Source organism: Streptomyces sp. NPDC007896 (assembly GCF_042959425.1).
Lineage (GTDB): Bacteria > Actinomycetota > Actinomycetes > Streptomycetales > Streptomycetaceae > Streptomyces.
Genome location: NZ_JBIBKX010000020.1, coordinates 100,415 through 122,840 on the forward strand (window position 1 = coordinate 100,415; position 22,426 = coordinate 122,840).

Consider the following 22,426-nt stretch of genomic DNA (forward strand, 5'->3'; position numbering starts at 1 on the left):
AAATCCAGCACACTATACGCTCCGCGTATACAAGGTGTGTATACGTGAGGTGCATAGTCGAGTCGCCGGATGCCGCCGATCCGTGAAAGTCGGCCGATCGAAAGGGATCCATGTACGGCAAGGCCTTCGCCCCCGAATACCAGGGCGCTTTGACCACCCTGTCCGTGAACTCCTCGCTGACCGATGTCCTGGCGGCGGGTACCGAGCAGCTGCGCGCCGCCGAGCGCGTGGGCGCCCGTGCCGAGGCGGCCCGTTCGGGCCTGGCGGTCGCCGAGGCGCACCGCAGGCTCGGACAGGTGGCCGACGCCGACCGGGCGTGGAAGGCGAGCTACCGCACCGCCCGCGCGGCCGGGGACACCGGCGCGATGGCATGGGCGCTGTGGAGCGGCGGCACCCTGGCCCGCCAGCGCGGGGCGTTCCCACTGGCCTGGCGGCTGCTGCGACTGGCCGCCGAACTCGGCAAGCAGGCCGGGGACGTCGTCGTACGCGGCTACTCCCTGGCGGGCATGGCGGAGACCGGCCGCATCCAGGGCGACTACGCCGCCGTGACCGCCCTGCACGAACAGCTGCTGGTCGAGGCCCGCAAGCGCGGCGAGGCCCGCCACACCGTGTGGGCCCTGGAGGGCATCGCGCAGATACACCGCAACACCGGCGCCTACGACACCGCGTACGCCATGTTCGAGGAAGCGGCCGAGATCTCCGCGCGCGCCGAGGACCGGCGCGGCCACGCCTGGGCTTTGCGCGGCCTCGCGGACATCGTCTCCGTACGCGACCGGGACCCGGACCGCGCGCTGGCACTGCTGAGCGAGGCCGAGGTGTCCTGCCGGGCGATGAACCTGTCCGGGGCACTCGCCTACAACCACAAGATGCGCGGCAACGTCCTCTACCGGGCCGGGCGTTATGAGCGGGCCCGGGACCTCTACGCTCAGGCACTGGCGGAGTTCGAGGCGATGAGCGAGCCGCGCGGCCGGGCACTGTCCCGGCTCGGACTGGTCAAGTCCCTGGCCAGGCTCGGCCGCGAGCACGCCGAGACCGCCGCGGAACTCACCGAACTGGCCGAGGTGTTGGAGGGCATCGGGCTGCGGCACGCCCGGGAGATGGTCGAACGGGCGCGGACGGAACTCGGCCTCACCCCGGCGGAGGGCCCGGACACGGAGGCCGCCCGATGACCTCTCCCCGTACGGTCCTGACGGCGCCGGCCGCCGCCCCGGAGATCCTGGCGCGCTGCCGCGAACTGGTCGCCCCGGCCCTCACGGAGGCGATCGACGGGCTGCACCCCTGGGTGGCGGAGATGGCCGGCTACGCGCTGGGTCGATGCGAGGTCGGCGGCGCCCCCGCGACCCACCGCCAGGGCAAGGGCGTACGGCAGGCACTCGCCGTGCTCGGGGCCGAGGCGGCCGGAGGCTCCGCCGAGGCGGGCGTGCCGGGCGGGGTGGCGGTGGAACTGCTGCACACCTTCTCGCTCCTGCACGACGACATCATGGACGGCGACGCGATGCGCCGCGGCCGCCCAGCGGTGTGGAAGGCGTACGGCACTGGCCCCGCCGTCCTCGCGGGCGACGCGCTCTTCGCCCTGGCCGTCGAGACCCTCACCGCGGCGCCCGCGGCCTCCCAGGCCGCGGCGGCCGTACGGCGGTTGACGAGGGCCTCGCGCGACCTGGTCCGCGGTCAGGCCGACGACCTGCTCTTCGCCCACCGCCCGTGGACCGGCCCCGACGCGGTGGGTGCGGGGGAGTACGAGGCGATGGCGGAGCACAAGACCGGTGCCCTGCTCGGCTGCGCGCTCGCCCTCGGAGCCGGGCTGGCGGGCGCGCCACGGGAGACCGCAGCCGCCCTGGACCGCGCCGGACGGCATCTCGGGGTGGCCTTCCAGATCGCCGACGACCTGCTCGGCATCTGGGGCGATCCGGCCGTCACCGGGAAGCCGGTGCACGGTGATCTGCGGCACGGGAAGAAGACCCTCCCCGTTCTCGCCGCCCTGGCCGCGCCGGGCCGCTCAGCGCTCGCCGAACTCCTCACCTCCGCCGCCGTCCTCGATGACGGCGCCGTACGCCGGGCGGCGACCCTGGTCGAGCGGGCCGGCGGCCGCTCGGCGGCCCTGGGCGCGGCGCGCCGCCATCTCACCGAGGCGGACACCCTGTTGACGGAAGCCTCCCTGGCCCCACGTCCCGCCACGGACCTGCGGACGCTTCTCTCCTCCCTCGCCCACCGCACGATCTGACACCTGCTCGCCTCCGGCTCCCCCACTGTGGGCCGGAGGCGCTGCGACCTCGATCACATGTGCGGGTTGGTGGACCTCGTCGGGCAACCATCGCCCCGCTCGTCGCATCTGTCGGGAGGGCCCGACAGCTCCCACGGCGTTCAACGACGCCGTGCCCCAGGGCGGTTGGCGACGCCGGCCGCCCCCGTTCGAAGGAACTCAGTGCGTAGACCCCACATACGCCGCGTGGCGATCGCCGTCGCGGTGACGACGGCGGCCACGCTTCCGATGGGCCCCGCCTTCGCGGCGCCCGACTCGCCCGCCCGCACCGCGACTTCGGCCTCCTCGCCGGTGGAGGCCGCACGGGTCGCCGCGTTCGCCCACGCCCCGGCCACCGGTGTCGGCCCGGGTGACACCCTGCGGGCCACGGACGTCATGACCGACCCGGACGGCAAGCAGCACGTCCGCTTCGTCCGCAGCCACCAAGGGCTCCCGGTGCTCGGCGGCGACCTGGTCATCCACCTCGGCAAGCAGTCCGCCTACCTGGGCGTGACCCGGGCCGCCGACCACGCCGTCAAGCCGGCCACGACCGAGGCGAAGCTGACGCCCCGGCAGGCCGAGCAGAAGGCCGCCGCGGTCGCCCAGGGCGACGCGGGCAGCGCCGCACTCGTCGTCGACGCCCGCGACGGCGCCGCCGCCCTCGCCTACCAGGTGCGCGTGACGGACAGCGACACCACCGAGGCCGGCGGCTCCCGCACGGTCGTCGTGGACGCGCAGAGCGGCCGGATCCGCAGCAACACTCCCGACAGCGACGAGTTCATCTCGCCGCACCTGGAGAAGACGCTGCGCGAGAAGGGCGAGACGGCGAGCCCGGTGACGGGCGTGGCCACCCAGCCGGCCGGCCTCCTCGGCGCGACGGCGGCCGCCCGCTACCCGGTCAAGGCCACCGGCAGCGGCACCTCCCTGTTCGCCGGCAAGGTGACGCTGACCACCACGCAGACCGCCCGCACCAGCTTCCTCCTCAAAGACCCCACCCGGTGGAACACCGAGACCCGGGACGCCAAGGGCGCGGAACTGGAAGCCTTCTCGCGCGGCACGAAGTTCACCAGCACCACCAACAAGTGGGGCACCGGCACCACCGCCAACCGGACCACCACCGCGGTCGACGCCCAGTACGGCATCACCCAGACGCTGGACTTCTACAAGAAGACCTTCGGCCGCAAGGGCATCAAGAACAACAGCACCGGCGCCCGCGCGATGGTCCACTTCGGCCGCAAGGTCGGCAACGCCTTCTGGGACTCGACGTGCGGCTGCATGCTCTACGGCGACGGTGACGGTGAGATGTTCAAGAAGCCGCTGGTCGTGCTGGACGTCACCGGCCATGAGCTGACCCACGGCGTCGTCGACGCCACCGCGGCCCTCGAACCCACCCGGGTGGACGCGCGCGGCAACCAGTACGGCGAGCCGGGCGCACTCAACGAGTCACTCGCCGACATCTTCGGGTCCAACGTCGAGTTCTCCGCCAACAACCCGAAGAACCCGCCCAACTACCTCATGGGCGAGAAGCTGGGCCTCGCCCAGAAGTTCCTGCGCCGCCTCGACCACCCCTCCCTGGACAAGCTGGAGGGCACCATCGACTACTGGTCGCCCGCGGCGTACGACACCGAGGTGCACGCCGGCTCCGGCGTCTCCTCGCACGCGTACTACCTGCTCGCCGAGGGCAGTGGCCGCAAGACGATCGGCGGTGTGAAGTACGACTCGCCGACGTACGACGGCTCGCGGGTGACCGGCATCGGACGTGCCAAGGCGACCGCGATCTTCTACCGCGCGCTGACCCGCTACATGGTCTCCACGACCGACTTCCACGACGCGCGGACCGCGACCCTCGAGGCCGCCGCCGACATGTACGGGGCGACCAGCGCCGAGTACCAGGCGGTGGACGCGGCGTGGGCCGCCGTCAATGTCACCACCGCCGACACCCCGGCCGCAGGGCGCTGACGGACGGGACAAGAAGAAGGGGCCCCGCCCGGCGGCGGGGCCCCTTTCGGCCGTTCTCCCGGCGTCAGTGCTGCTGTGCCTTCTGCGGAGTCGCCTCACTCGGCCGTACGACGACCACGCCGTCGCCCTCCAGCTTCAGCTGTACGGCCTCGCCCGAGCCGCCGCGGATCATCGACCCGATCGACTGCGAGCGGTGCAGCGAGGTGTGGAGCTGCGCGGTCCAGCCGACGACCGCGTCCGTGTCGACGTACACCGGCTGCTGCGGTGAGACGGGTATCACCAGCGGGTTGCCCTCGCAGATCAGCCCCAGTCTGCCGTGACCGCTGAAGACGCTGTTGAAGATGCCGCCGCCGGTGACGCCCGCGCCCTTCACGGTCTTTATCTCGTACGACAGCGTGGAGTCGAAGCACAGGACGTTGCGCCCGTTCACGGTGAACAGGTCGCCCGGCTCGATGTCGATGATGAAACAGTTCTGCGCCTCGTGCGCGAACCAGGCCTCGCCCTGCCCGCGTACCGTCATCAGCGGCAGTCCCTCACCGGTGACCGCCCGCTTGAGCATGCCGCCCACGCCCTGGCCCTTGCGCTCGAACTGCAGATTCCCCCGGTAGGCGATCATCGCCCCCTGGCGCGCGAGCATGTCGCCGTTGACGGCGTACTTGATCGACTTGGCGTTCTGGATGGTCATGCCCGGCGTGACGGCGGGCTGCACCATGTGGTCACTGGAAAAGAGATCACCCTTCATGCGGGCATCTTGGCCCGGAGGGTTTGGTTCCGCCAAGATCGCTGACATTCGCGGCCCGTTGGGGGCGGTTTGGCGGCTGCCGGGAACGCGCGAAGGGCCGGTCCGGCGCACCGGACCGGCCCTGGGGGGAGTCGTCAGGAGGCGCTGGCGGTGCCGACCTGGCTGTGCAGGCGGGCGACGACCTCGGTGAGCTGGGCGGCGACCTCGGCGTCGTCGACCGGGTGGGTCTCGGCGAAGCGGACCACGGAACCGGGAACGGAGAGCTTGAGGTCCTCCAGGACGGCGGCACCCGCGATCCCGAGGGCCTTGCGGGCCTCGTCCTGGGCCCAGACGCCACCGAACTGACCGTACGCGGTGCCGACCACGGCGGCGGGCTTGCCGGTGAAGGCGCTGGCGCCGTACGGACGCGACAGCCAGTCGATGGCGTTCTTCAGGACGGCGGTGATCGTACCGTTGTACTCCGGCGAGAAGAGCAGGAAGGCGTCGGAGCGGCCCGCGGCCTCACGAAGGGCGGTGGCGGCGGCCGGCACCTTGCCCTCGACGTCGAGGTCCTCGTTGTAGAACGGGACCTCGGCGAGTCCCTCGTACAGCTCGATCTCCGCGCCCTCGGGGGCGAGCTTGACGGCCGCCTCCGCGAGCTGGCGGTTGTGGGAGCCGGCGCGAAGGCTGCCGACGAGCGCGAGGATGCGTACGGACATGGGGAACTCCCGGGGACGAAACATTGCGGCAATAAAGCGGACCGAGGTCCGCTTGCTGGTCTGTTTAATGTTGTAGCAGCTAAACGGACCAGGGTCCAGTTGTCCCCGTCTGCCGTTACGCTGTGTTCATGTCCACCCCACTTCCGCCCTTCCCGAGAGGGCAGGAACCCTCGGGAGCCCCGGTCCCGCTGGAGCTGACCGTCGGGCCTGCCGCGCCGCAGCTCCGCGCCGATGCCGCGCGCAACCGCGCGCGACTGCTGGAGGCCGCCACCCGCCTGGTGGAGGAGCACGGGGTCGCCAACGTCACGATGGAGGCCGTCGCCGTCGCGGCCTCGGTGGGCAAGGGAACCGTCTTCCGGCGCTTCGGTGACCGCACCGGCCTGCTGATGGCCCTGCTCGACCACACCGAGCAGCAGTTCCAGGCCGCCTTCCTCAGCGGTCCGCCACCTCTCGGCCCCGGCGCGTCACCGGCGGACCGCCTGCACGCCTTCGGCTGCCGGGTCCTGCGCGAGATCCACGACCGGCTCGACCTGTACATCGCCGCCGAGCCGGACGCCTCCCGCCGCTTCAGCTCCGCCCCGTACCGTGTCCGCTTCACGCATGTCGCCATGCTCCTGCGCGAGGCCGTGCCCGGCGCGGACAGCGTTCTCCTGGCCCAGACCCTCATGGGCTACCTGGAACCCGCCCTGATCCATCACCTGACGCGACAGTGCGGGATGCCCCTCGAACGCCTGGAGTCCGGCTGGCACGACCTCGTGAAGCGGACCACCTGCCCGGTGTCCGACAGGGCCTAGCCTTTCGGTATCGGTCAGTTGAACGGGTCCAGCGTGACGTACGCCTGTTGGGGGTTGCCGTCGTGGACGAGGGACTCGTAGTTGCCGACGTCGTCGAAGGCGAACGCGTAGGCCTTGCCGTCGGCCATCTGCGCGTGGATCTTGCGGGCGTACTGGTTGGTCACCGTGTCCTGGTAGAAGCTCGCCGAGCTCGTGTCCGGCTGGTTGGGGTTGGTGAGAAGCGTGGAGCGGTTGAAGCCCGCGCACAGGGTCCGTGAAATGGGGCCGCGTACCAGGTCGTTGGGGGCGTCCAGCCGCTTGTAGCAACCGAAGATGCTGTCCGAGTCGGGCTTCTGGAAGCTGGTGACGACCGCTCCGGCGCTGTTGGTGAAGTTCATGACGTCACCGGAGACCCGCCCGAAGTACTTCGTGTTCGGCTGATCGGTGAACGGCGTCACCGTCAGCGTCGACGAACTGTACTTCTGCCACACGCGGTTGACGTAGTCGTCCATGACGGTGCCCGGCAGCGCGCCCGCCTCGATGCCGTGACCGGGAGCCAGCGCCCGCAGGACGGTGCCGTCGGACCGGGTCTGGATCAGATTGGCCCAGCCGCCCGGCTGACCGCGCAGGGCGTTGAAGAACCCGGTGTAGCCGCCCGTTTTGAGGTGGCCGGTGTTCTTGGTACTGCCGTCGGCGAGCTGGACCCCGACGGCGTACGGGGCCGAGAACATGTCGACCTGGGTGCTGTTGATCCACAGCCCGGAGTCGTTGAGCGTGTACTCGGACCAGTTGAAGAGGATGTTGCGGTTGGGGTCGCTCGGGTTCTGCACGGCCGGCTGCACCAGACCGCCGGTGGTCAGGCGGAAGTCGAGCTTCTGGCCGTAGGAGAAGTAGATCCGGCCGGAGAACTTGGGCATCCGGATCGTCATCGACTGGCCGTTCGCCGGTCCCGTGATCGAGGCGTCGGGCGCGGGCGTCGGCGGATTGCCGCCGGCGGGCCAGGCGTGGAACGTGCCGTTCGCGTCGGCCCAGCCCTGCTGGCCCGTCGAGAGGAGTGTTCCGAGGTCGTAGATGTAGACGGGTTCGCTGCGGCCGGAGTTGTTCGTGAACTTCAGCGGGATCGTCGTCGGGACGGCCGCGTTCGCGTCGGAGGGGGCGCCGAACGTGAGAAGCGCCGTGGTGGCGGTGGCCGCAGCCACCGCCAGGGCATGCCATTTGAGACTCCTGAGCCTTCTGGGCACTCGCTCTCTCCTTGGGTGGGGGGATTCCAACGAGGTCGATTCCGGCGGAGTGAAGCCGTCCGGTTCTCGTTGAGAGCGCTCTCAGAATTGCGGCGGGTGCCGTGCATGTCAACGATTCGGACAGGATTGGTCTGGTCCAACTGGGGGCTGGGGGGTGTCACCTGCCGATGTCCGTGGCGGATCCGACGGGTAGTCGGCGGAAGTGGTCATGGATGTCGCCGGGAGTGCGGGGGAGTTGTTCCTCGATTGCGCGGCCCGCGTCGTGAACTTCGTTGGGCGTTTCCGGTGGGGCAGCGGAGATGGGCCGGAGGGGCTGGGTAGGAGCAGCCCAGAGGGAGGGTCGCGTCCTGGAGTGATCGGCTCGGGCCGGAGCGCGACGTGCAAGTCTTGGCCTCTGTGACCAGGTCTGATCGGACACTTGCTGCCCCTTGGCCGACTCTGCTGACGAGTAGTCAGGTGCTCCGGCAGTGTCCGTGAACGCGCTGAGTCCGGCCTTGTCCAGCTGTCCTTGCGTGCGCGAGCGGGAGGGAAGGCTGATTGCCTTGGCCTGCGCCGATCCTCAGGCAGGCCAGGTCTCGTGAGACAAACGGAACTGTGTCAGTGCGTGGGGACAGCTGGTTCTCGGTGCCGTACCGGAGAGTCGGCAGGTTCGGCGGCCCGCAGCTCGGGCCCAGAAGTGGCAATCTTCGTCGGGAGAATGACGGCAGGCTAGCCGCCCGTCTCAACGCTGCTCATGCTCGACGCTCACGGTCCTCCTCCTTGGGCCAGGTCTCAGGCTGAGGGCGGCCAGGCCCGGGCATGCGGTGAGGCGGGTCATAGGATGAACTGCTCGACCGCGTTCGCGAAGCCCTCCTCCTCGTTGCTCGTTGTAACCCGCCTCGCCGCGCGCTGGACCTCGTGGCTGGCGTTGCCCATCGCGATGGACAGTCCCGAGTGGGCGAACATCAGTACGTCGTTGGGCATGTCGCCGATCGTGGCGATCTGTTCGGGGGAAATCTGGAGCTTGGCGGACCAGTACTTGACGACACCGCCCTTGTTGGCCTGCGGATGGGTCACATCGAGGTAGTAGGGCTGCGAGCGGGCGGCCGAGACATGCTCGCCGAACTGCGCGCGAGCTGCGACCGCGGCCGCCTCGACGACCTGGTGGTCATCGCTGACCCCGACGACCTTGGCGGTGCCCTGCTCGAGCCCGTCGAAGCCGGGAACGAGCGTGGGCGCGAACTGCACCGTCCAGCTCTCGCGATCCACGTGCGGCCCCTTCACGTCGCGGACGTACCAGTCGGCACCCCGGTAGATCCAGACGCTGAGGCCGAACGACTCCATCAGCGCGACGACCGGGGCCACCACCTCCGCGGGAATGACCTGCTGCTCGACAACGGTCATGTCCGGGTTGACGATGAGACCACCGTTGAAGGCGGCGAGTTCAGTGGCAAGCGCCAGGGGCTCGATGATCATGGACATGCCGCGGGGCGGTCTCCCGCTGGTCACCGCGAAGAGGACGCCGGCGTCGTGGAGCTTGTGGACCGCATGGACGGCGCGGTCGGTGAGGACCTTGTCGCTCGTGACCAGAGTGCCGTCGACGTCGGCAAGAAGCAGGCGGATCGGGCGGGTTGGCATCACGCCTCCGTAAGCTCTGGTCGCGGCCGGTCCGGGTGGGGAGAGGCAACGGTTCATGGATGCGGGTGGGGACCTGCGGGACGGGCTGCCAGCCGGCTTGATTTCCGAAAGTTGCTGCAGGTTACCGTCGCGACCGGCACGAGTCGCAGTCGCGTTCCTCTCGGACAGAGGAGAAGACCAACGCCCTTGAGGGCGCGCAATGCTTGGATGTACCCCTTGGGATTCGATATAACCCTGTATGAGTGATGTGGCGAATATAAGGGATATGTGTGAGTGTTAAGGATTATATCGCGAAGCTCTTACGGGGCCTGACGTCCAAAATTCACACAACACATTTTGGGCCGGCCCCTGAGGGGAGCGGGCAGTGGCGCAGGCAAGTCTGGACAAGACGGCCCACGTGCTGGGAGTCGACATCGGCGGGACCGGTATCAAGGGAGCGCCGGTCGACCTCGAGCTCGGAAGCCTCATCGGTGAGCGGGTCCGGATCCCGACCCCGCATCCGGCGACCCCGGGGGCAGTCGCGGACGTGGTCGTGCAGCTGCTCTCCCAGATCGGCGTCCCAGGACCGGTCGGGCTGACGCTCCCGACAGTCATCCGGGGCGGCAAAGTCCAGACGACGTCCCATATCGACCCGGCCTGGATGGAGACGGACGCGGCCCGGCTCTTCGCACGAGCGACCGGCCGCGACGTGAGGGTGGTGAACGACGCCGACGCGGCCGGGATCGCCGAGATGCGCTTCGGCGCCGGCAAGGGACGCAAGGGCGTCGTCGTGATGGTGACGCTCGGCACCGGTATCGGCAGCGCCGTCTTCACCGACGGGTTCCTGGTGCCCAACAGCGAGCTGGGGCACCTGCCGCTGCACCACGAGGATGCCGAGGACTGGGCCGCGGAGTCGGTGCGCGAGCACGACGACCTGTCCTGGAAGAAATGGGCGCACCGTCTGGAGACGTATCTCGAGCTCGTCCAGCGGCTGCTGTGGCCCGACCTGATTGTCATCGGTGGCGGCGTCAGCAAGAAGGCCGACAAGTTCCTGCCGTACATCGAGCTCAGGACCGAGATCGTACCGGCGCAGCTGTTGAACGATGCGGGCATTGTCGGCGCGGCGCTCTTCGCCCCGGCCGGGAAGGCTCAACCCTAGTCTGCCGCGCTCGATATGAGCGCAGGGCAGCACCTTCAGGGAGGCTCGCGTTGAGCAACAACGACCTGGAAACACCTTGCGTCGACACGATCCGCACTCTGTGCACGGACGCCATCCACGCGGCCAACTCCGGCCATCCGGGGACGCTGCTCGCCTACGACACGCGGCGAACGGTGGCGGCCGCCAAGGCGCGGCACGCCAGGGCCGACCGGCGCAACCTCTTCATCAAGATCCCCGGGAGGCCCGAGGAGCCGGCGGCGATCGAGGAGGCCATCGCCCCGGGCGTTCCGGTGAACGTGACGCTGCCGTTCTCGGCAGACCACTACCGGGCCGCGGCTGACGCCCACCCGCGTGGCGTCGAGCGCCGTGTGCAGGCCGGCCACGACCCCGCTGTCGGCTCGGTCGCGTCGGTGTTCATGCCACGCTGGGACGTGGCGGTCAAGGACACCGCACCAGCCGGCCTGACCGACACCTTCGCCCTCGCCCTCGCCGTGTACCGGGCCTGCCGCGAAGTGATGGGCTCGCAGCGCTTCCAGCGGCTGGAGAACGCCGGCACGCGAATGCGGCGGCTGCTCTGGGCCGGCACGAGGACGAAGCACCCGGCCGCCTCCGACACGCTTTACGTCCGCTGTCTGGCCGCGCCACTCACGGTCAACACGATGCCCGATGGGGACGGCGGAGAACGTGGCACCGGACCGGGTGATGGAGGGCAACCGCCCGACGAACGTGCTGTTGGGCGAGGTGCTCACCCCGTACCGGCTCGGCTCGCTGGTCGCGCTCTACGAGCACAGCGTGTTCACCCCGGGGGACGATCTGGGGGATCGACTCCTTCGACCAGTGAGGCGACGAGCTCGGCAAGGTGCTTGCTGTCGCGATCATCCCGGAGCTCGAGAGCGCGACCGACCCTGAACTCGGCCACGACTCGTCCACGAACGCGCTGATGCGGCACTACCGCACGCTCAAGGACTAGGAGGCGCCACATGGCGACAGACAAGCCCATGCAGCTCGGGATGATCGGGCTCGGCCGGATGGGGGCGAACCTGGTGCGTCGGCTGATGCGAGACGGCCACCATTGCGTCGTGTCCGACGTCAACGCGGCCGCCGTCGCCGAACTGGCCGGCGAGGGCGCGACGGGCGCGGACTCACCCCGGGACTTCGTCGCGAAACTGGACAAGCCACGGGCCGTATGGCTCATGCTTCCGGCCGCGATCGTCGACTCCATCCTCGACCAGCTCGAGCCGTTGCTGGAGCCCGGTGACATCCTGATCGACGGCGGCAATTCCTACTACCGCGACGACATCACACGCGCCAAGCGTCTTGCCGGCAAGTCGCTGCACTATGTCGACTGCGGGACCAGCGGTGGGGTCTGGGGCCTGGAGCGCGGCTACTGCCTGATGATCGGCGGCGAGGACGAGGTCGTGGCCCATCTGGACCCGATCTTCAAGACGATCGCTCCCGGCGAGGGCTGCGCCGAGCCGACGCCGAGCCGGACCCGGACCGACGGCACCGCCCCGCTCGGGTACCTGCACTGCGGGCCGAACGGCGCCGGGCACTTCGTGAAGATGGTTCACAACGGGGTCGAGTACGGGATGATGGCCGCGATCGCCGAGGGCCTGAGCATCATCAAGCGCGCGGACGCCGGCAAAAGCCGGCAGGAGGTCGACGCGGAGACGACGCCGCTGCGCGATCCCTGGGCCTACCAGTACGACATCGACGTCGGCGAGGTGGCCGAGGTCTGGCGGCGCGGCTCGGTCGTCGGCTCGTGGCTGGTCGACCTGATCGCCGACGCCTTCGCCGGCTCGCCCTCCCTCGACGGCTTCGCCGGGCGGGTCTCCGACTCCGGGGAAGGCCGTTGGACCGTCCTCGCCGCGGTGGACGAAGGCGTCCCGGCACCGGTCATCACCACCTCGCTCTACGAGCGCTTCGAGTCCAGGGAGGCCGGGGAGTTCACCGACAAGATCCTCTCGGCGATGCGCTCGGAGTTCGGCGGGCACGCCGAAAAGAAGGGCTGAGGACTGTGCATCACGAACTCGAGGTCGTCGCCGATCCGGATGCGGTCGCCGGCACCGCGGCGGTGTTCGTGGCGCGGCTGGCCCGGGCCTGCGTGCAAGCGCAGGGCCGATTCACGTTCGCCGTCAGCGGGGGGCACACGCCCTGGGCGATGTTCGCGCGGCTCGCACATGAGGACGTCCCCTGGGAGCACGTTGCGGTGTTCCAGGTCGACGAGCGCGTCGCGCCCGACGGTGACCAGGACCGTAACCTCACCCACCTGCGGGAGAGCCTTGGTGCGGCTCCGGCCGAGGTCATCGCGATGCCCGTGAACGACGTCGACCTTGACGCGGCGGCCGCCGCCTACGGGCGGTCGCTACCCGAGCGTGTCGACCTCGTTCACCTGGGCCTCGGCCCGGACGGGCACACCGCCTCGCTGGTGCCACGGGACCCGGTGCTCGAAGTCTCGGACCGGCCGGTGGCCCTGACGGCGCCCTACATGGGCCACCAACGCATGACACTCACCTATCCTGCGCTCGCTCGCGCCCAGCAGGTGCTCTGGCTCATCACCGGAGCGGACAAGCGCGAACCGCTCTCGAGGCTCGTCGCGGGAGACCAGTCGATTCCCGCCGGCCGGGTCGAGGCGGCGGCGTCGCTCGTCCTCGCGGACGCGGCGGCGGCCGGCCGGGGTCCTGCTCGCGTCGGCGCCCGGTCGCCGGCAGGACCATGATGCCCGACCCCATTGCCGTGCCGGCTCCGTAAGGAGGATGAGGTGGCTTCGAACTCGTCGAACGTTCCCGCAGACGTGCTGGTCATTTTCGGGATCACTGGCGACCTCGCGCGCAAGATGACGTTTCGCTCGCTCTATCGGCTTGAGCGGCGCAAGCTGCTGACCTGCCCGATCGTCGGAGTGGCGCGCGACGGCTGGTCCGACGACGCGCTGCGTGACCACGCCCGCGCGGCGATCAAGGCAGCCGGCGAGCCGCTGGACGACAGCGTCTTTGCCCGGCTCGCCGCCCGACTCGGCTATGTGCAGGGCGATTACGCCGACCCGGAGACGTTCCATCGCCTCGCCCGGGCGGTCAACGGCAAGCGGCACCCGGTCTTCTATCTGGAGATCCCGCCGTCGCTGTTTGCCCGGGTGGTCGAGGGCCTGGCAGGCGTCGGGCTGACCAAGGGCGCCCGGGTTGTCGTGGAGAAACCATTCGGGCATGACCTCGCGTCGGCGCGCGCCCTCAACGCCGAGCTGCGTCAGCTCCTCGACGAGGATCAGCTGCTGAGGATCGATCACTTCCTCGGCAAAGAGCCGGCGATGGACATCCAGTTTCTGCGGTTCGCCAACTCCGTGTTCGAGCCGGTGTGGAACCGTGACCACATCTCCTGCGTGCAGATCACCATGGCCGAGGACTTCGGGGTCGAGGACCGCGGCCACTTCTACGACCCGGTCGGCGCGCTCCGCGACGTCGTGCAGAACCATCTGCTGCAGCTGCTCGCCCTGATGGCGTCCGAGCCGCCATCAGCCGCCGATGCGGACGCGCTCCGGGACCGCCGGGTTGATGTGTTCCGGGCGATCCCCGACGCCGACCCGGCCCACTACGTCCGCGGGCAGTATGAGGGGTACCTACAGGTTCCCGGCGTGCGGCCGCGCTCACGCACCGAGACCTTCGCCGGGTTGCGGCTTGAGGTCGAGAACTGGCGCTGGTCCGGGGTGCCGTTCTTCATCCGCGCCGGCAAGTCGCTCCCCGAGCGAGTGACCGAGATCCGGATCGTGTTCAAGCGCCCGCCGCGGCTTGCGTTCGCGGAGCGGTTCGCGCCCGAGCCCGACCAGTGGATCCTGCGGATCGATCCGAGCCCTGGCGTGAACTTCCGCATCCAGGCCAAGCAGCCGGGCAAGCAGGACACGCAACTGGTGGACCTTGACCTCCTCTTCGCAGCCGAGCTCGGTGAGGCACCCGAGCCGTACGAGCGCCTGCTCAGCGATGCGATGCAAGGCAACGCGAGCCTGTTCACCCGGGAGGACTCGGTGGAGGAGACGTGGCGAATCGTCCAGCCACTGCTGGAGGCGCCCGGCGACCCCGAGCGCTACCGGCAGGGGACCTGGGGACCGGCGGGCGCGAGCAAGCTCGTCGCCGGATATCCGCGATGGTACGAACCATGGCTGCCGGCGAGCTCTCCCGACTGACACAGCCGCGCCCCGTTCCCGGTGAACCGCCCGGTTGCGCCCCTGGAGATGATGGGTCAAGCACCGCAACGGATATCGCCCGCGCGAGTGGGACACCCGGGCGGGCAACAGGGGCGGGGGACCTCCAGGAAAGTCACCAGGTCAAGCGGGTCGTCCACATGGCCGCTGGCGAAGGGGAACCGGGCTGGGATCTGGTCGCCCGAACCTTCGGGATCAGTCGCTGAAGAGGTTCAGGTGCTCACCAAGCGTCGACGGGTGTAGGCAACGCGAGTCCCAGAAGGTGGACCGGGACCCGGAGTCCGTCACTTCAGGTGCGATCGTAGGCGCGATCCAGCTTCGTACAGAGCGAGGAACGAGTGTATTCCCGCCTCGGTAACACCCGCTGGTCATACCGCAGTCCCGCGGGCCTGGGAAACCCGCCCGATCCAGAAGGATCCCTCCCCCCGAGTCGGAGGGGGAGCGGCCCAGCACCGATGAGGTCCCCTGGCGGCCCAGGTTCTGGAGCATGTAGCGCAGGGTGCCGGGGTCGCGTTCGGGGTTGTCCAGGTGCGAGGTGATCATGTCGAGGTCGCGTAGCAGGCACATGCGGCGGAGGCCGAGCACGCTTGTCGCGCGAGCCTCGCTGCGGGCGCGTGTCGACGGACTCGCGCCCGTCGGATCACCGGAACGCGAGCGGGTGGACGCTGTCTTGGGCCGAGCGAGCAGGTCACGAGTGCTCTGCGCGCACGCGGTACGGAGAGGGGGCCTTGTGCCGCCGATCCGGAGGACGTGCGCACGGTGGAAACGGCAGCGTTCGAACCGCTCCAGCGCAGGGCCGACGCGCCCCTGCGCCTGCTGCCGGCTCACCGCACCTCGGCCGACCTGACCACGTGCCTCGCCTGGCTTCGCCGTGAACCAACTGCTGTTCGCCACCGGCCTGTTCACGGTCAGCCTCCGGGGCCGGCTGCTGTGGCTCCCCCTGCTCGCGGCCGAGGCCAAGCCGCGCGCCGCCCGCAAACTGGCACGGCAGCGCGTGGTCGTGCGCCTCGAAGCGCGCCACGCGCTGAAGACCGTCGCTCTCGCAGCCGACTGATCACGGCCACGACGACCACGAAGGTCCATACCGGACACGTCAAGTGATGGAGGAACAGGTCGGGTCGAGGTGAGGCCCGTGGTCGGATTCTGAACGGATCGCCGGGGCGCGCGCGGCGTTGCCCAAGCCATCGGCCCCTTGCTGCTTCCACGTCGACCAACTTCCGTGGATTCGGCTTCAGTTGTTGACGCCGGGCAGGGGTGGGGCTACAACCCGGGGAGAGCGCTCTCACACCCGCTGTTGCCCCCCGCACGCCGAACCGGCTTGAGGAGACCCCCCATGCAGACTTCCGCCGGCGCATCCGGCACACTCGGCAGACCGTCGGCCGGTGCCGTACGCTCCCGCACGGCTCTCGGTCTGGTCGTCATCCTGATAGTCGCCTGCTTCGCCGCCCTGACTCCCTCGCCCGCTCACGCTGCCGACCAGTTACTGTCCCAAGGACGGCCCGCCACCGCGTCCTCAACCGAGAGCGGGTCCTTCCCCGCGAGCGCGGCCGTCGACGGCGACACCGGCACCCGATGGTCCTCGGCCTTCGCCGATCCGCAGTGGCTGCGGGTGGACCTCGGTTCCACGCAGCAGCTCACCCGGGTCTCGCTGAACTGGGAGGCCGCGTACGCCACCGGGTATCAGATCCAGACCTCGACCGACGCGAACAGTTGGACCACCGTCTACTCCACCACGACCTCCACCGGCGGTACCCAGAACATCAACATCACCGGCAGCGGGCGCTATGTGCGGGTGTACGGCACCGCACGGGCCACCCCGTACGGCTACTCGCTGTGGGAGTTCCAGGTCTACGGTCCCGGGAGCACCACACCCCCGGACGACTTCTGGGGCAGCACCAGTGACATACCCCCGGCCAGCAACGCCGTCGAGGTGAAGATCCTCAACCGCACCAACGGCAAGTACCCGGACAGCCAGGTGTACTGGAACTTCAACGGGCAGGTGCACTCCATCGCCGAGCAGCCCTACCTGGACATGCCGGCCAACTCCGCCGGCCGTATGTACTTCTACCTGGGCTCACCCAACGGCTCCTACTACGACTTCATCGAGTTCACGGTCGGCAACAACGTCTTCAACGGCAACACCACCCGGGTCGACGCCTTCGGCCTCAAGCTCGCCATGCGCCTGCACACCAAGGACGGTTACGACGTCGAGGTCGGCGAGAACCGGCAGACCTTCGCGGAGGACCGCGCCACCACCTTCCAGCGCTTCACCGACGCGGTTCCGTCCCAGTTCAAGGTGCTGGCCCAGACCCAGGCGCCGTACCGGATCATCGCGCCCGGCAGCGACCCGAGCTTCCGCGCGGGCGGCGTCAACGCCAACTACTTCACGTCGTACGCCCAGTCGGTCGGCGTGAACGCGGCCACCTCCGACATCTTCGGCTGCGCCGCCTCGCTGGCCGCCAACCCCGACATGTGCGCCGCCCTCAACCGCCACGTGGCCACGCTGCCGGCGTCGCAGCAGTCCGACCCGGCGCAGTTCTACAAGGCGGCGCCCGCGAACTACTACGCCAAGTTCTGGCACGACAACGCCATCAACCAGCTCGCCTACGGCTTCCCCTATGACGATGTGGCGGGCCAGTCCTCCTTCATCTCCCACGCCAACCCGCAGTGGCTCCTGGTCGCCGTCGGCTGGTAGGCGGCCCGGAGGAGTCCCGCACACCCAACTCGCCCTGATCAGGCCTCAGTCGGCTCCGGCCGGACGCTTCGCACCGTCCGGAAGGGGCCGACGCATGTGTCGAGTCCCCTCGGCCGACGACGAGTTGAGCCCGCCCTCGTCAGTCGCGTGCCTGACGCCGACCGCGCCGTCGTTACGCGTGAGGGCGCCCGCAACCAGCGGGACCGGTGCCTGAACGGGCATCCCGTCACCCAGGCACTTCTCCAGCTCGCCACGGACATGGCGAAGCGGGGCCGCCCTTGTGAGGGCGGCCCCGCTCGATGCGGTGCTGTCGGGAGCTACTGGATGTTGATCTGGAAGGTGGTGGTCTTGTTGCGGATGTCCTCCGCGTTGCCGCTCATCCGCAAGTTGCGGAAAGTGGCCACACCGACGGCGGGTCCCTGACCGGGCTCGGGCAGCTCGTTGGCCCAGATGCCGAACCCGGACTTCGCGTCGAACGCGTCCCCACTCTTCTTGGAGTTGGTGATGGAGATGTCGGTGAAGATCGTGTCTTTCACCGGGAACTGCGGCTGGCCGCCGACGTAGTTGGTCTGGAACATCACTCCTCCGTAGGTGGAGTCGTCGATGTCGACGTCGTTGACCCGGATGCCCTGGAAGACCTTGGAGGCCGAGAACGCCCAGATGGCCGGGAAGACCTGCGAGCCCCAGAAGTGGCCGCCCGTTCTGTCCAGGGAGACGTTCTCGATCGTCGTCGGATCGGTCCCGAAGCCGTTCATCGGGTAGCCGAAGTCCAGCGAGGAGATCGTGATGCCGGAGTAGACCAGGGTGTCGGCGACCCGGATGTTGCGGAAGGTGTTGTTGTAGCCGCCGTAGACGGCGACACCGGCCGCGCGCCAGGTGAGCGTCGACGTCAGGTTCTCGTAGAGGTTGTTCTTCTCGTCGGCGCCGCCCGCGTCGATCGCCGAGAAGAGCGCGAAGCTGTCGTCGCCCGTGGCGCGGGCGTCGTTGTTGACCACGTGGTTGTCCGTGGAACCGTTCGTCATGTTGATGCCGTCGGCGAACGTGTCACGGATGCGGGAGTTCTTGATGGTCATGCTGTCGGTGTTGGCGCCCCAGTAGAGGCACACCATGTGCTCGACCCAGATGTCGTCGATGGTGATGCCCGAGACGTTGGAGAAGTCGAACACCTTGCCCGGACCGTCGATCCGGGACGTGTAGTTGCCGAAGTAGGAGAAGCCGGTGAACGACGAGCCGTTGGCGGTTGCCTCGGCCCGGAAGCCCACGTCGGTGTTCTCCTGCGAGGCGGGTGCGTGGAAGCGGGTGAACCACGACCCGGCTCCGACGACCTTGACCGCCTTGCCGTAGACCTGGAACTTGCTGGAGGTCTCGTAGTCTCCGGCGGGCAGGTAGACGCCGACGAGCTTGCCCGTGGTGTCCATGCGGACCTTGTCGAGCGCGTTCTGCACGTCCTGGTGGGAGAAGCCGGCCGGGACCGTGTAGGCGGCCGGGTCCGGGTTCGGGATGGCCGTCGCCTGTTCGGTGTTGATGAAGTCGATGGCGTAGGTGGAGGTGTTGGCCGCGTCCTTCTGGAGCCGGATCTTGGAGCCGGCCGGAACGGTCCTGCCGAGCTGCAGGTTCGCCTCGTCGTAGATGTGGCGCGGGGCACCGGAGCCGGGCGAGTTACCCGGAGAGGTCTCGTTGCCGTAGAGCCAGGCGTACTTCGATGTGAGGTCGATCGGCTTGAGGAACTGGCCGTCCACGTAGACATTGAGCGTTGTGTCGGTGCCGTCCGGGATCTCGAAGCGGGTCACCAGGGTGTTGGTGGCCGCCCGGGTGGTCCACTCGACGTACTGGCCGGTCCCGGTGAGGGTCACCGCCTTGCGGCCGCTCGCCTCGCCCGCGATGTCGCCGATCGTGCGGTTCGGGCCGACGACCTTGGCGCCGCCGCCGACAGTGCCGCCCTCGGCCTCGTACATGTCGTACGGCATGTCCGCGCCGCGGCCGACGAACAGGGCCTGCGTGGTGGTGTTGTTGGCTCGTTTGACCGGCAGTTCGTTGGCGTCGTCGGCGATCACCGTCTTGACGGTGTACTTGCCGTTGGCGGCCGTCCAGGAGCCGAGGCCGACCGGTGCGGTCGTCTGGCCGGACGCGATGGCGCCGCTGTAGGAACCGGTGAGCGTCTTGACGGTGGCGCCGTTGGAGTCCTGGACCGTCAGCGTGACGTTGTGGGCGCCGGAGGCCGAGGCCACCGTCCCCTGGTTCTTGATCGCGACCGTGAACGAGACATCGTCGCCCGCCGAGGCGCTGGAGGGCGTCCAGGCGACCGGAGCGGCGACCAGGTCCGAGCTGGAGACGGGCTTGACGACGAGGGTGTCGGAGCGGGTGAAGACGTTGTTCGCCTCGTTCTGCTCGATGACCTTGTTCGACGGGTCCACCTCGGCGCCGACCGGGTAACTGCCCGCATCCCGGGTGCCGATGCTCGCCGTGACCGTCGTCGAATCGCCGGCCGCGAGGGCCGGGACGTCCGTGGTGGCGGCCTTGGTACCGCCGAGCGTGAAGTTCAGGTCCGTGGCCTTGGACGGCTTGCTGCCGCTGTTGGTGACGGTCGCCGTCAGGCTGATGGCGTCCGACTCGACCGGGGCCGCGGGCGTGTTGGTGATGCCGGTGACCTTGAGGTCCGGGTTGGCGGCCGGGGTGCCGATGACCTGGAACTCGGCGACCTGCGCGCCGGGGGCACCGGTGTTGGAGGCGAACTTGAGCTGGATGTCGGCGGCGGAGCCGGAGACCGGGATGGTCACCGTGTTGCCGCTCGCCGGGTTGAACGTGTAGTCCTTCGCGGCCACGAGGCTGGTGAACGCCGTCGCGTCCTGGTCGCGGCCGAGCACCTGGATGTTCTGCGTGCGCGTGGACCAGGCGGCATCGGGGTTGAGCTTGACGACGATCTGGCTGAGGTCGGCGTTGGCACCCAGCTTGGTGGTGAGGGTGGCCGGGTAGGCGCCGCCCGCGCTCTCCCAATAGGTGCTGCTCTGGCCGTCGTTGGCGTTCGTGGCGACGTAGGTGAAGGTGTACGAGGAGGCCTCGATGGGCTTGCCCTGGGCGAGATCGGACCCGGCGCCGGAACCGGTCCGGGTGACGCTGTTGCTCGCCATCGACACGTTCCCGGCGGCGTCCTTCGCCTTCACGTAGTAGGTGACCGTGGCCCCCGCCGACGGAGTGTCGGTGTACGTCGTGACGTCGCCCGCCACGGTCTTGACGAGCTGGTCGTTGGCGTAGACGTCGTAGCCGGTGACCTGGACGTTGTCGCTCGACGCCTGCCAGGTGAGCTTCACGTCGTTGCCGGACTGCGTGTAGGCGAGGTTTCCGGGCGCGGTGGGGGCCTGGGTGTCGCCGCTCGATCCCTTGCGGATGACGCTGTTGCTGTTGGCGGAGACGTTGCCCGCGGCGTCCTTGGCCCGCACGAAGTACGTGATGTCGCCGCCGGCCGGCTGGGTGTCGGTGTAGGTCAGGACGTTCCCGGCGACGCTCGACCGCAACTGGCCGTTCGCGTAGATGTCGTAGCCGGTCACGGCCGTGTCGTCGGTGGCCGCGCTCCAGGTCAGTCTGATCTGCCCGGTGGCCGGCTCGGTGTAGCTCAGGTTGGACGGCGCCGTGGGCGCCTGGGTGTCGCCGGTCGCCGGTCCGTAGACCTCCAGCTCGGACGCCTGCCCGGCGGGCCAGCCGGTGTTGGCGGTGAACAGCACGCGCACGTACCGCGTGGTGGTCGTGTCCAAGGAGATGGTCGTCGACTGGTCGTTGGTGCTGTCGAAGGTGTACGCCTTCGAGGCCGTGAGGTCGGTGAAGTTCTGGTTGTCGGTCGAGCCCTGGACCTTGAAGGTCTGGCTGCGGCTCGGCCAGCCGCTGGGCAGCCGCAACGTCACCTGGTTGATCTTGACCGATGAGCCGAGGTCGACCTGGAGCCACTGCGGGAAGGCGTTGTTCGTGCTCTCCCAGTAGGTGTTGCGGTTGCCGTCACCAGCGTTGGCCGCGCCGTAGACGTCGGCGTGCCCGCTCTCGCTGAAGGGTTTGCCCTGGGCGAGGTTGGGGGTCGCGGCGGCGGTCGTGAGGACCTGCATCTCGGCGAGCTGAGCGGTGCCGGCGACCGAGTTGGCGCTGAAGTCGGCCCGTACGTATCGGGCGAGGGTCGCGGGGAAGGAGACCTTCACCGTGTTGTCGTTGCCGGGGCTGAAGACGTACTGCGCCGACGACTTGAGCGTGGCGAAGCTCTTTCCGTCGGCGCTTGCCTGGAGCGCCAGCGTCTGTTTGCGGGTCTGCCAGTGTTCGGGCAGCCGCAGCACGACCTGGCGGACGCGTTTGCTCCGCCCGAGGTCGGTCTGCACCCACTGGGCCGACTTCTTTCCGGCCTGCCAGTAGGTGTCGGTGTCGCCGTCGGTGACGTTGGCTGCGGCGTGTGCGCCACGGGTGCTGCCCGCCGAAGTCGCGGCGTCCGCAGCGGCGTTGGGGCCACCGGCCGCGTGTGCGCCGACGGCGGGCAGGCCCAGAACCATGACGGCGGAGCCGAGCGCGGCGATCGCTGCGCGGCGCCTTGTGGATCTCTGCTTGTGTCGAGTCATGCGGGGTCACTTCCTGCGGAGGCTCGCGCGCCGGTGGGGCGGCGAGGGCGGCTCATTCCTGGCGGAGTGGTGCAGAAAGGTGCAGGACGATCAGTGCGGAGCGGGGTGCAGTGCGTTCAGGCGACGGAAGCCGACCTGACGGAGAAGATCTACTAAGGGCACAGTGAGGCAGTATTTTGCGTTGTTTCATCGAAATATTGCAGAGCAGCATGAGCGGGTCTACAGCCGGAACGGCACAATATTCACCAGAAGCACCCATCACTCAGGAGTGATGTCGGCGCGGGCGCCACATCCGAGCCGCTGAAGCGGTCAAATGGCAGGTGTCGGGGCCAGCTTTACGGGCCCGCACGGTCCGGTCCGCGACTCGGCCGCGGTTGCGGGCTTGCGCTCCGAGATCGCAAGTGAACGCAAGGCGCGCAAATTCTTGCGCGATCCATGCGTCATAGGTGGTGAGATACCGACGGGGCAGAGTCCTCGTCCCCAGCGTGCTCCAGGGCTGCTTCCACACATTCCCCGCTTTTCGTCACGCGCTCTGCCGACCGGTTC

Annotated in this window: 16 protein-coding genes and 1 pseudogene; 12 read left to right on the forward strand and 5 right to left on the reverse strand. The window is 69.1% G+C overall.

What is annotated here, in order from left to right; all coding sequences use genetic code 11:
• The first annotated feature begins 110 nt into the window (after nt 1-110).
• From ACFZDJ_RS44685 to ACFZDJ_RS44695, 3 genes are all read left to right on the forward strand, one after another.
• Nucleotides 111-1,169: a tetratricopeptide repeat protein gene (locus ACFZDJ_RS44685; RefSeq protein WP_391068010.1), complete on the forward strand. Its 1,059-nt coding sequence runs from the start codon at nt 111-113 to the stop codon at nt 1,167-1,169.
• Entirely contained in the window at nt 1,166-2,221 is a 1,056-nt protein-coding gene (locus ACFZDJ_RS44690; protein WP_391068013.1) for a polyprenyl synthetase family protein, read from the forward strand. Before ACFZDJ_RS44685 ends, ACFZDJ_RS44690 begins: the two co-directional genes overlap by 4 nt.
• Nucleotides 2,222-2,422: 201 nt before the next feature.
• Nucleotides 2,423-4,198, forward strand: coding sequence for a M4 family metallopeptidase (locus ACFZDJ_RS44695; RefSeq protein WP_391068016.1), 1,776 nt, complete (start codon nt 2,423-2,425; stop codon nt 4,196-4,198).
• A gap of 64 nt (nt 4,199-4,262) precedes the next feature.
• Here ACFZDJ_RS44695 and ACFZDJ_RS44700 read toward each other — a convergent pair whose 3' ends face one another.
• Nucleotides 4,263-4,940 carry an AIM24 family protein gene (locus tag ACFZDJ_RS44700; protein WP_168505574.1) on the reverse strand — a complete coding sequence of 226 codons (678 nt, stop codon included), beginning with the start codon at nt 4,938-4,940 and terminating at the stop codon, nt 4,263-4,265.
• A gap of 134 nt (nt 4,941-5,074) precedes the next feature.
• Nucleotides 5,075-5,638, reverse strand: coding sequence for an NAD(P)H-dependent oxidoreductase (locus tag ACFZDJ_RS44705; protein ID WP_390933164.1), 564 nt, complete (start codon nt 5,636-5,638; stop codon nt 5,075-5,077).
• A gap of 128 nt (nt 5,639-5,766) precedes the next feature.
• Here ACFZDJ_RS44705 and ACFZDJ_RS44710 point away from each other — a divergent pair, with 128 nt between their 5' ends.
• A complete protein-coding gene (locus tag ACFZDJ_RS44710) occupies nt 5,767-6,432 on the forward strand; it encodes a TetR/AcrR family transcriptional regulator (protein ID WP_385369701.1) in 666 nt (221 codons plus the stop codon).
• A 14-nt stretch (nt 6,433-6,446) separates the two neighbouring features.
• Here the strand turns inward: ACFZDJ_RS44710 and ACFZDJ_RS44715 are convergent, their stop codons facing one another.
• Nucleotides 6,447-7,652: a beta-1,3-glucanase family protein gene (locus ACFZDJ_RS44715; RefSeq protein ID WP_390933162.1), complete on the reverse strand. Its 1,206-nt coding sequence runs from the start codon at nt 7,650-7,652 to the stop codon at nt 6,447-6,449.
• 813 nt (nt 7,653-8,465) lie between these two features.
• A complete protein-coding gene (locus tag ACFZDJ_RS44720) occupies nt 8,466-9,269 on the reverse strand; it encodes a Cof-type HAD-IIB family hydrolase (RefSeq protein ID WP_390933161.1) in 804 nt (267 codons plus the stop codon).
• Nucleotides 9,270-9,633: 364 nt separating this feature from the next.
• On the opposite strand from ACFZDJ_RS44720, the gene ppgK reads away from it, so the two are divergent.
• The 8 genes and pseudogenes from ppgK to ACFZDJ_RS44760 all read left to right on the forward strand — a co-directional run bounded on the left by ppgK (nt 9,634) and on the right by ACFZDJ_RS44760 (nt 17,291).
• Nucleotides 9,634-10,407 carry a polyphosphate--glucose phosphotransferase gene (gene ppgK, locus ACFZDJ_RS44725; protein ID WP_391068019.1) on the forward strand — a complete coding sequence of 258 codons (774 nt, stop codon included), beginning with the start codon at nt 9,634-9,636 and terminating at the stop codon, nt 10,405-10,407.
• Nucleotides 10,408-10,457: 50 nt separating this feature from the next.
• Nucleotides 10,458-11,063 (forward strand): annotated as a pseudogene (locus ACFZDJ_RS44730) (transaldolase family protein); the annotation flags it as partial.
• 46 nt (nt 11,064-11,109) lie between these two features.
• Nucleotides 11,110-11,316 (forward strand): hypothetical protein, encoded by a 207-nt coding sequence (locus tag ACFZDJ_RS44735; protein ID WP_391068143.1) that lies wholly within the window; start codon nt 11,110-11,112, stop codon nt 11,314-11,316.
• A gap of 71 nt (nt 11,317-11,387) precedes the next feature.
• Nucleotides 11,388-12,419, forward strand: coding sequence for a phosphogluconate dehydrogenase (NAD(+)-dependent, decarboxylating) (gene gnd / locus ACFZDJ_RS44740; protein ID WP_391068022.1), 1,032 nt, complete (start codon nt 11,388-11,390; stop codon nt 12,417-12,419).
• Nucleotides 12,420-12,424: 5 nt separating this feature from the next.
• Complete coding sequence (gene pgl, locus ACFZDJ_RS44745) at nt 12,425-13,126, forward strand: 6-phosphogluconolactonase (protein WP_391068025.1); 702 nt, start codon at nt 12,425-12,427, stop codon at nt 13,124-13,126.
• Between the two features lie 42 nt (nt 13,127-13,168).
• Nucleotides 13,169-14,578 carry a glucose-6-phosphate dehydrogenase gene (gene zwf, locus ACFZDJ_RS44750; RefSeq protein ID WP_391068028.1) on the forward strand — a complete coding sequence of 470 codons (1,410 nt, stop codon included), beginning with the start codon at nt 13,169-13,171 and terminating at the stop codon, nt 14,576-14,578.
• A gap of 889 nt (nt 14,579-15,467) precedes the next feature.
• Nucleotides 15,468-15,650, forward strand: a complete 183-nt coding sequence (locus tag ACFZDJ_RS44755; protein ID WP_391068031.1) for a hypothetical protein — start codon at nt 15,468-15,470, stop codon at nt 15,648-15,650.
• 279 nt (nt 15,651-15,929) lie between these two features.
• A complete protein-coding gene (locus ACFZDJ_RS44760; RefSeq protein ID WP_391068034.1) occupies nt 15,930-17,291 on the forward strand; it encodes a beta-1,3-glucanase family protein in 1,362 nt (453 codons plus the stop codon).
• 317 nt (nt 17,292-17,608) lie between these two features.
• Here the strand turns inward: ACFZDJ_RS44760 and ACFZDJ_RS44765 are convergent, their stop codons facing one another.
• The gene (locus tag ACFZDJ_RS44765) at nt 17,609-21,880 is read right to left on the reverse strand and encodes a discoidin domain-containing protein (RefSeq protein ID WP_391068037.1); all 4,272 of its coding nucleotides are present in this window, start codon (nt 21,878-21,880) and stop codon (nt 17,609-17,611) included.
• Nucleotides 21,881-22,426: the final 546 nt, after the last annotated feature.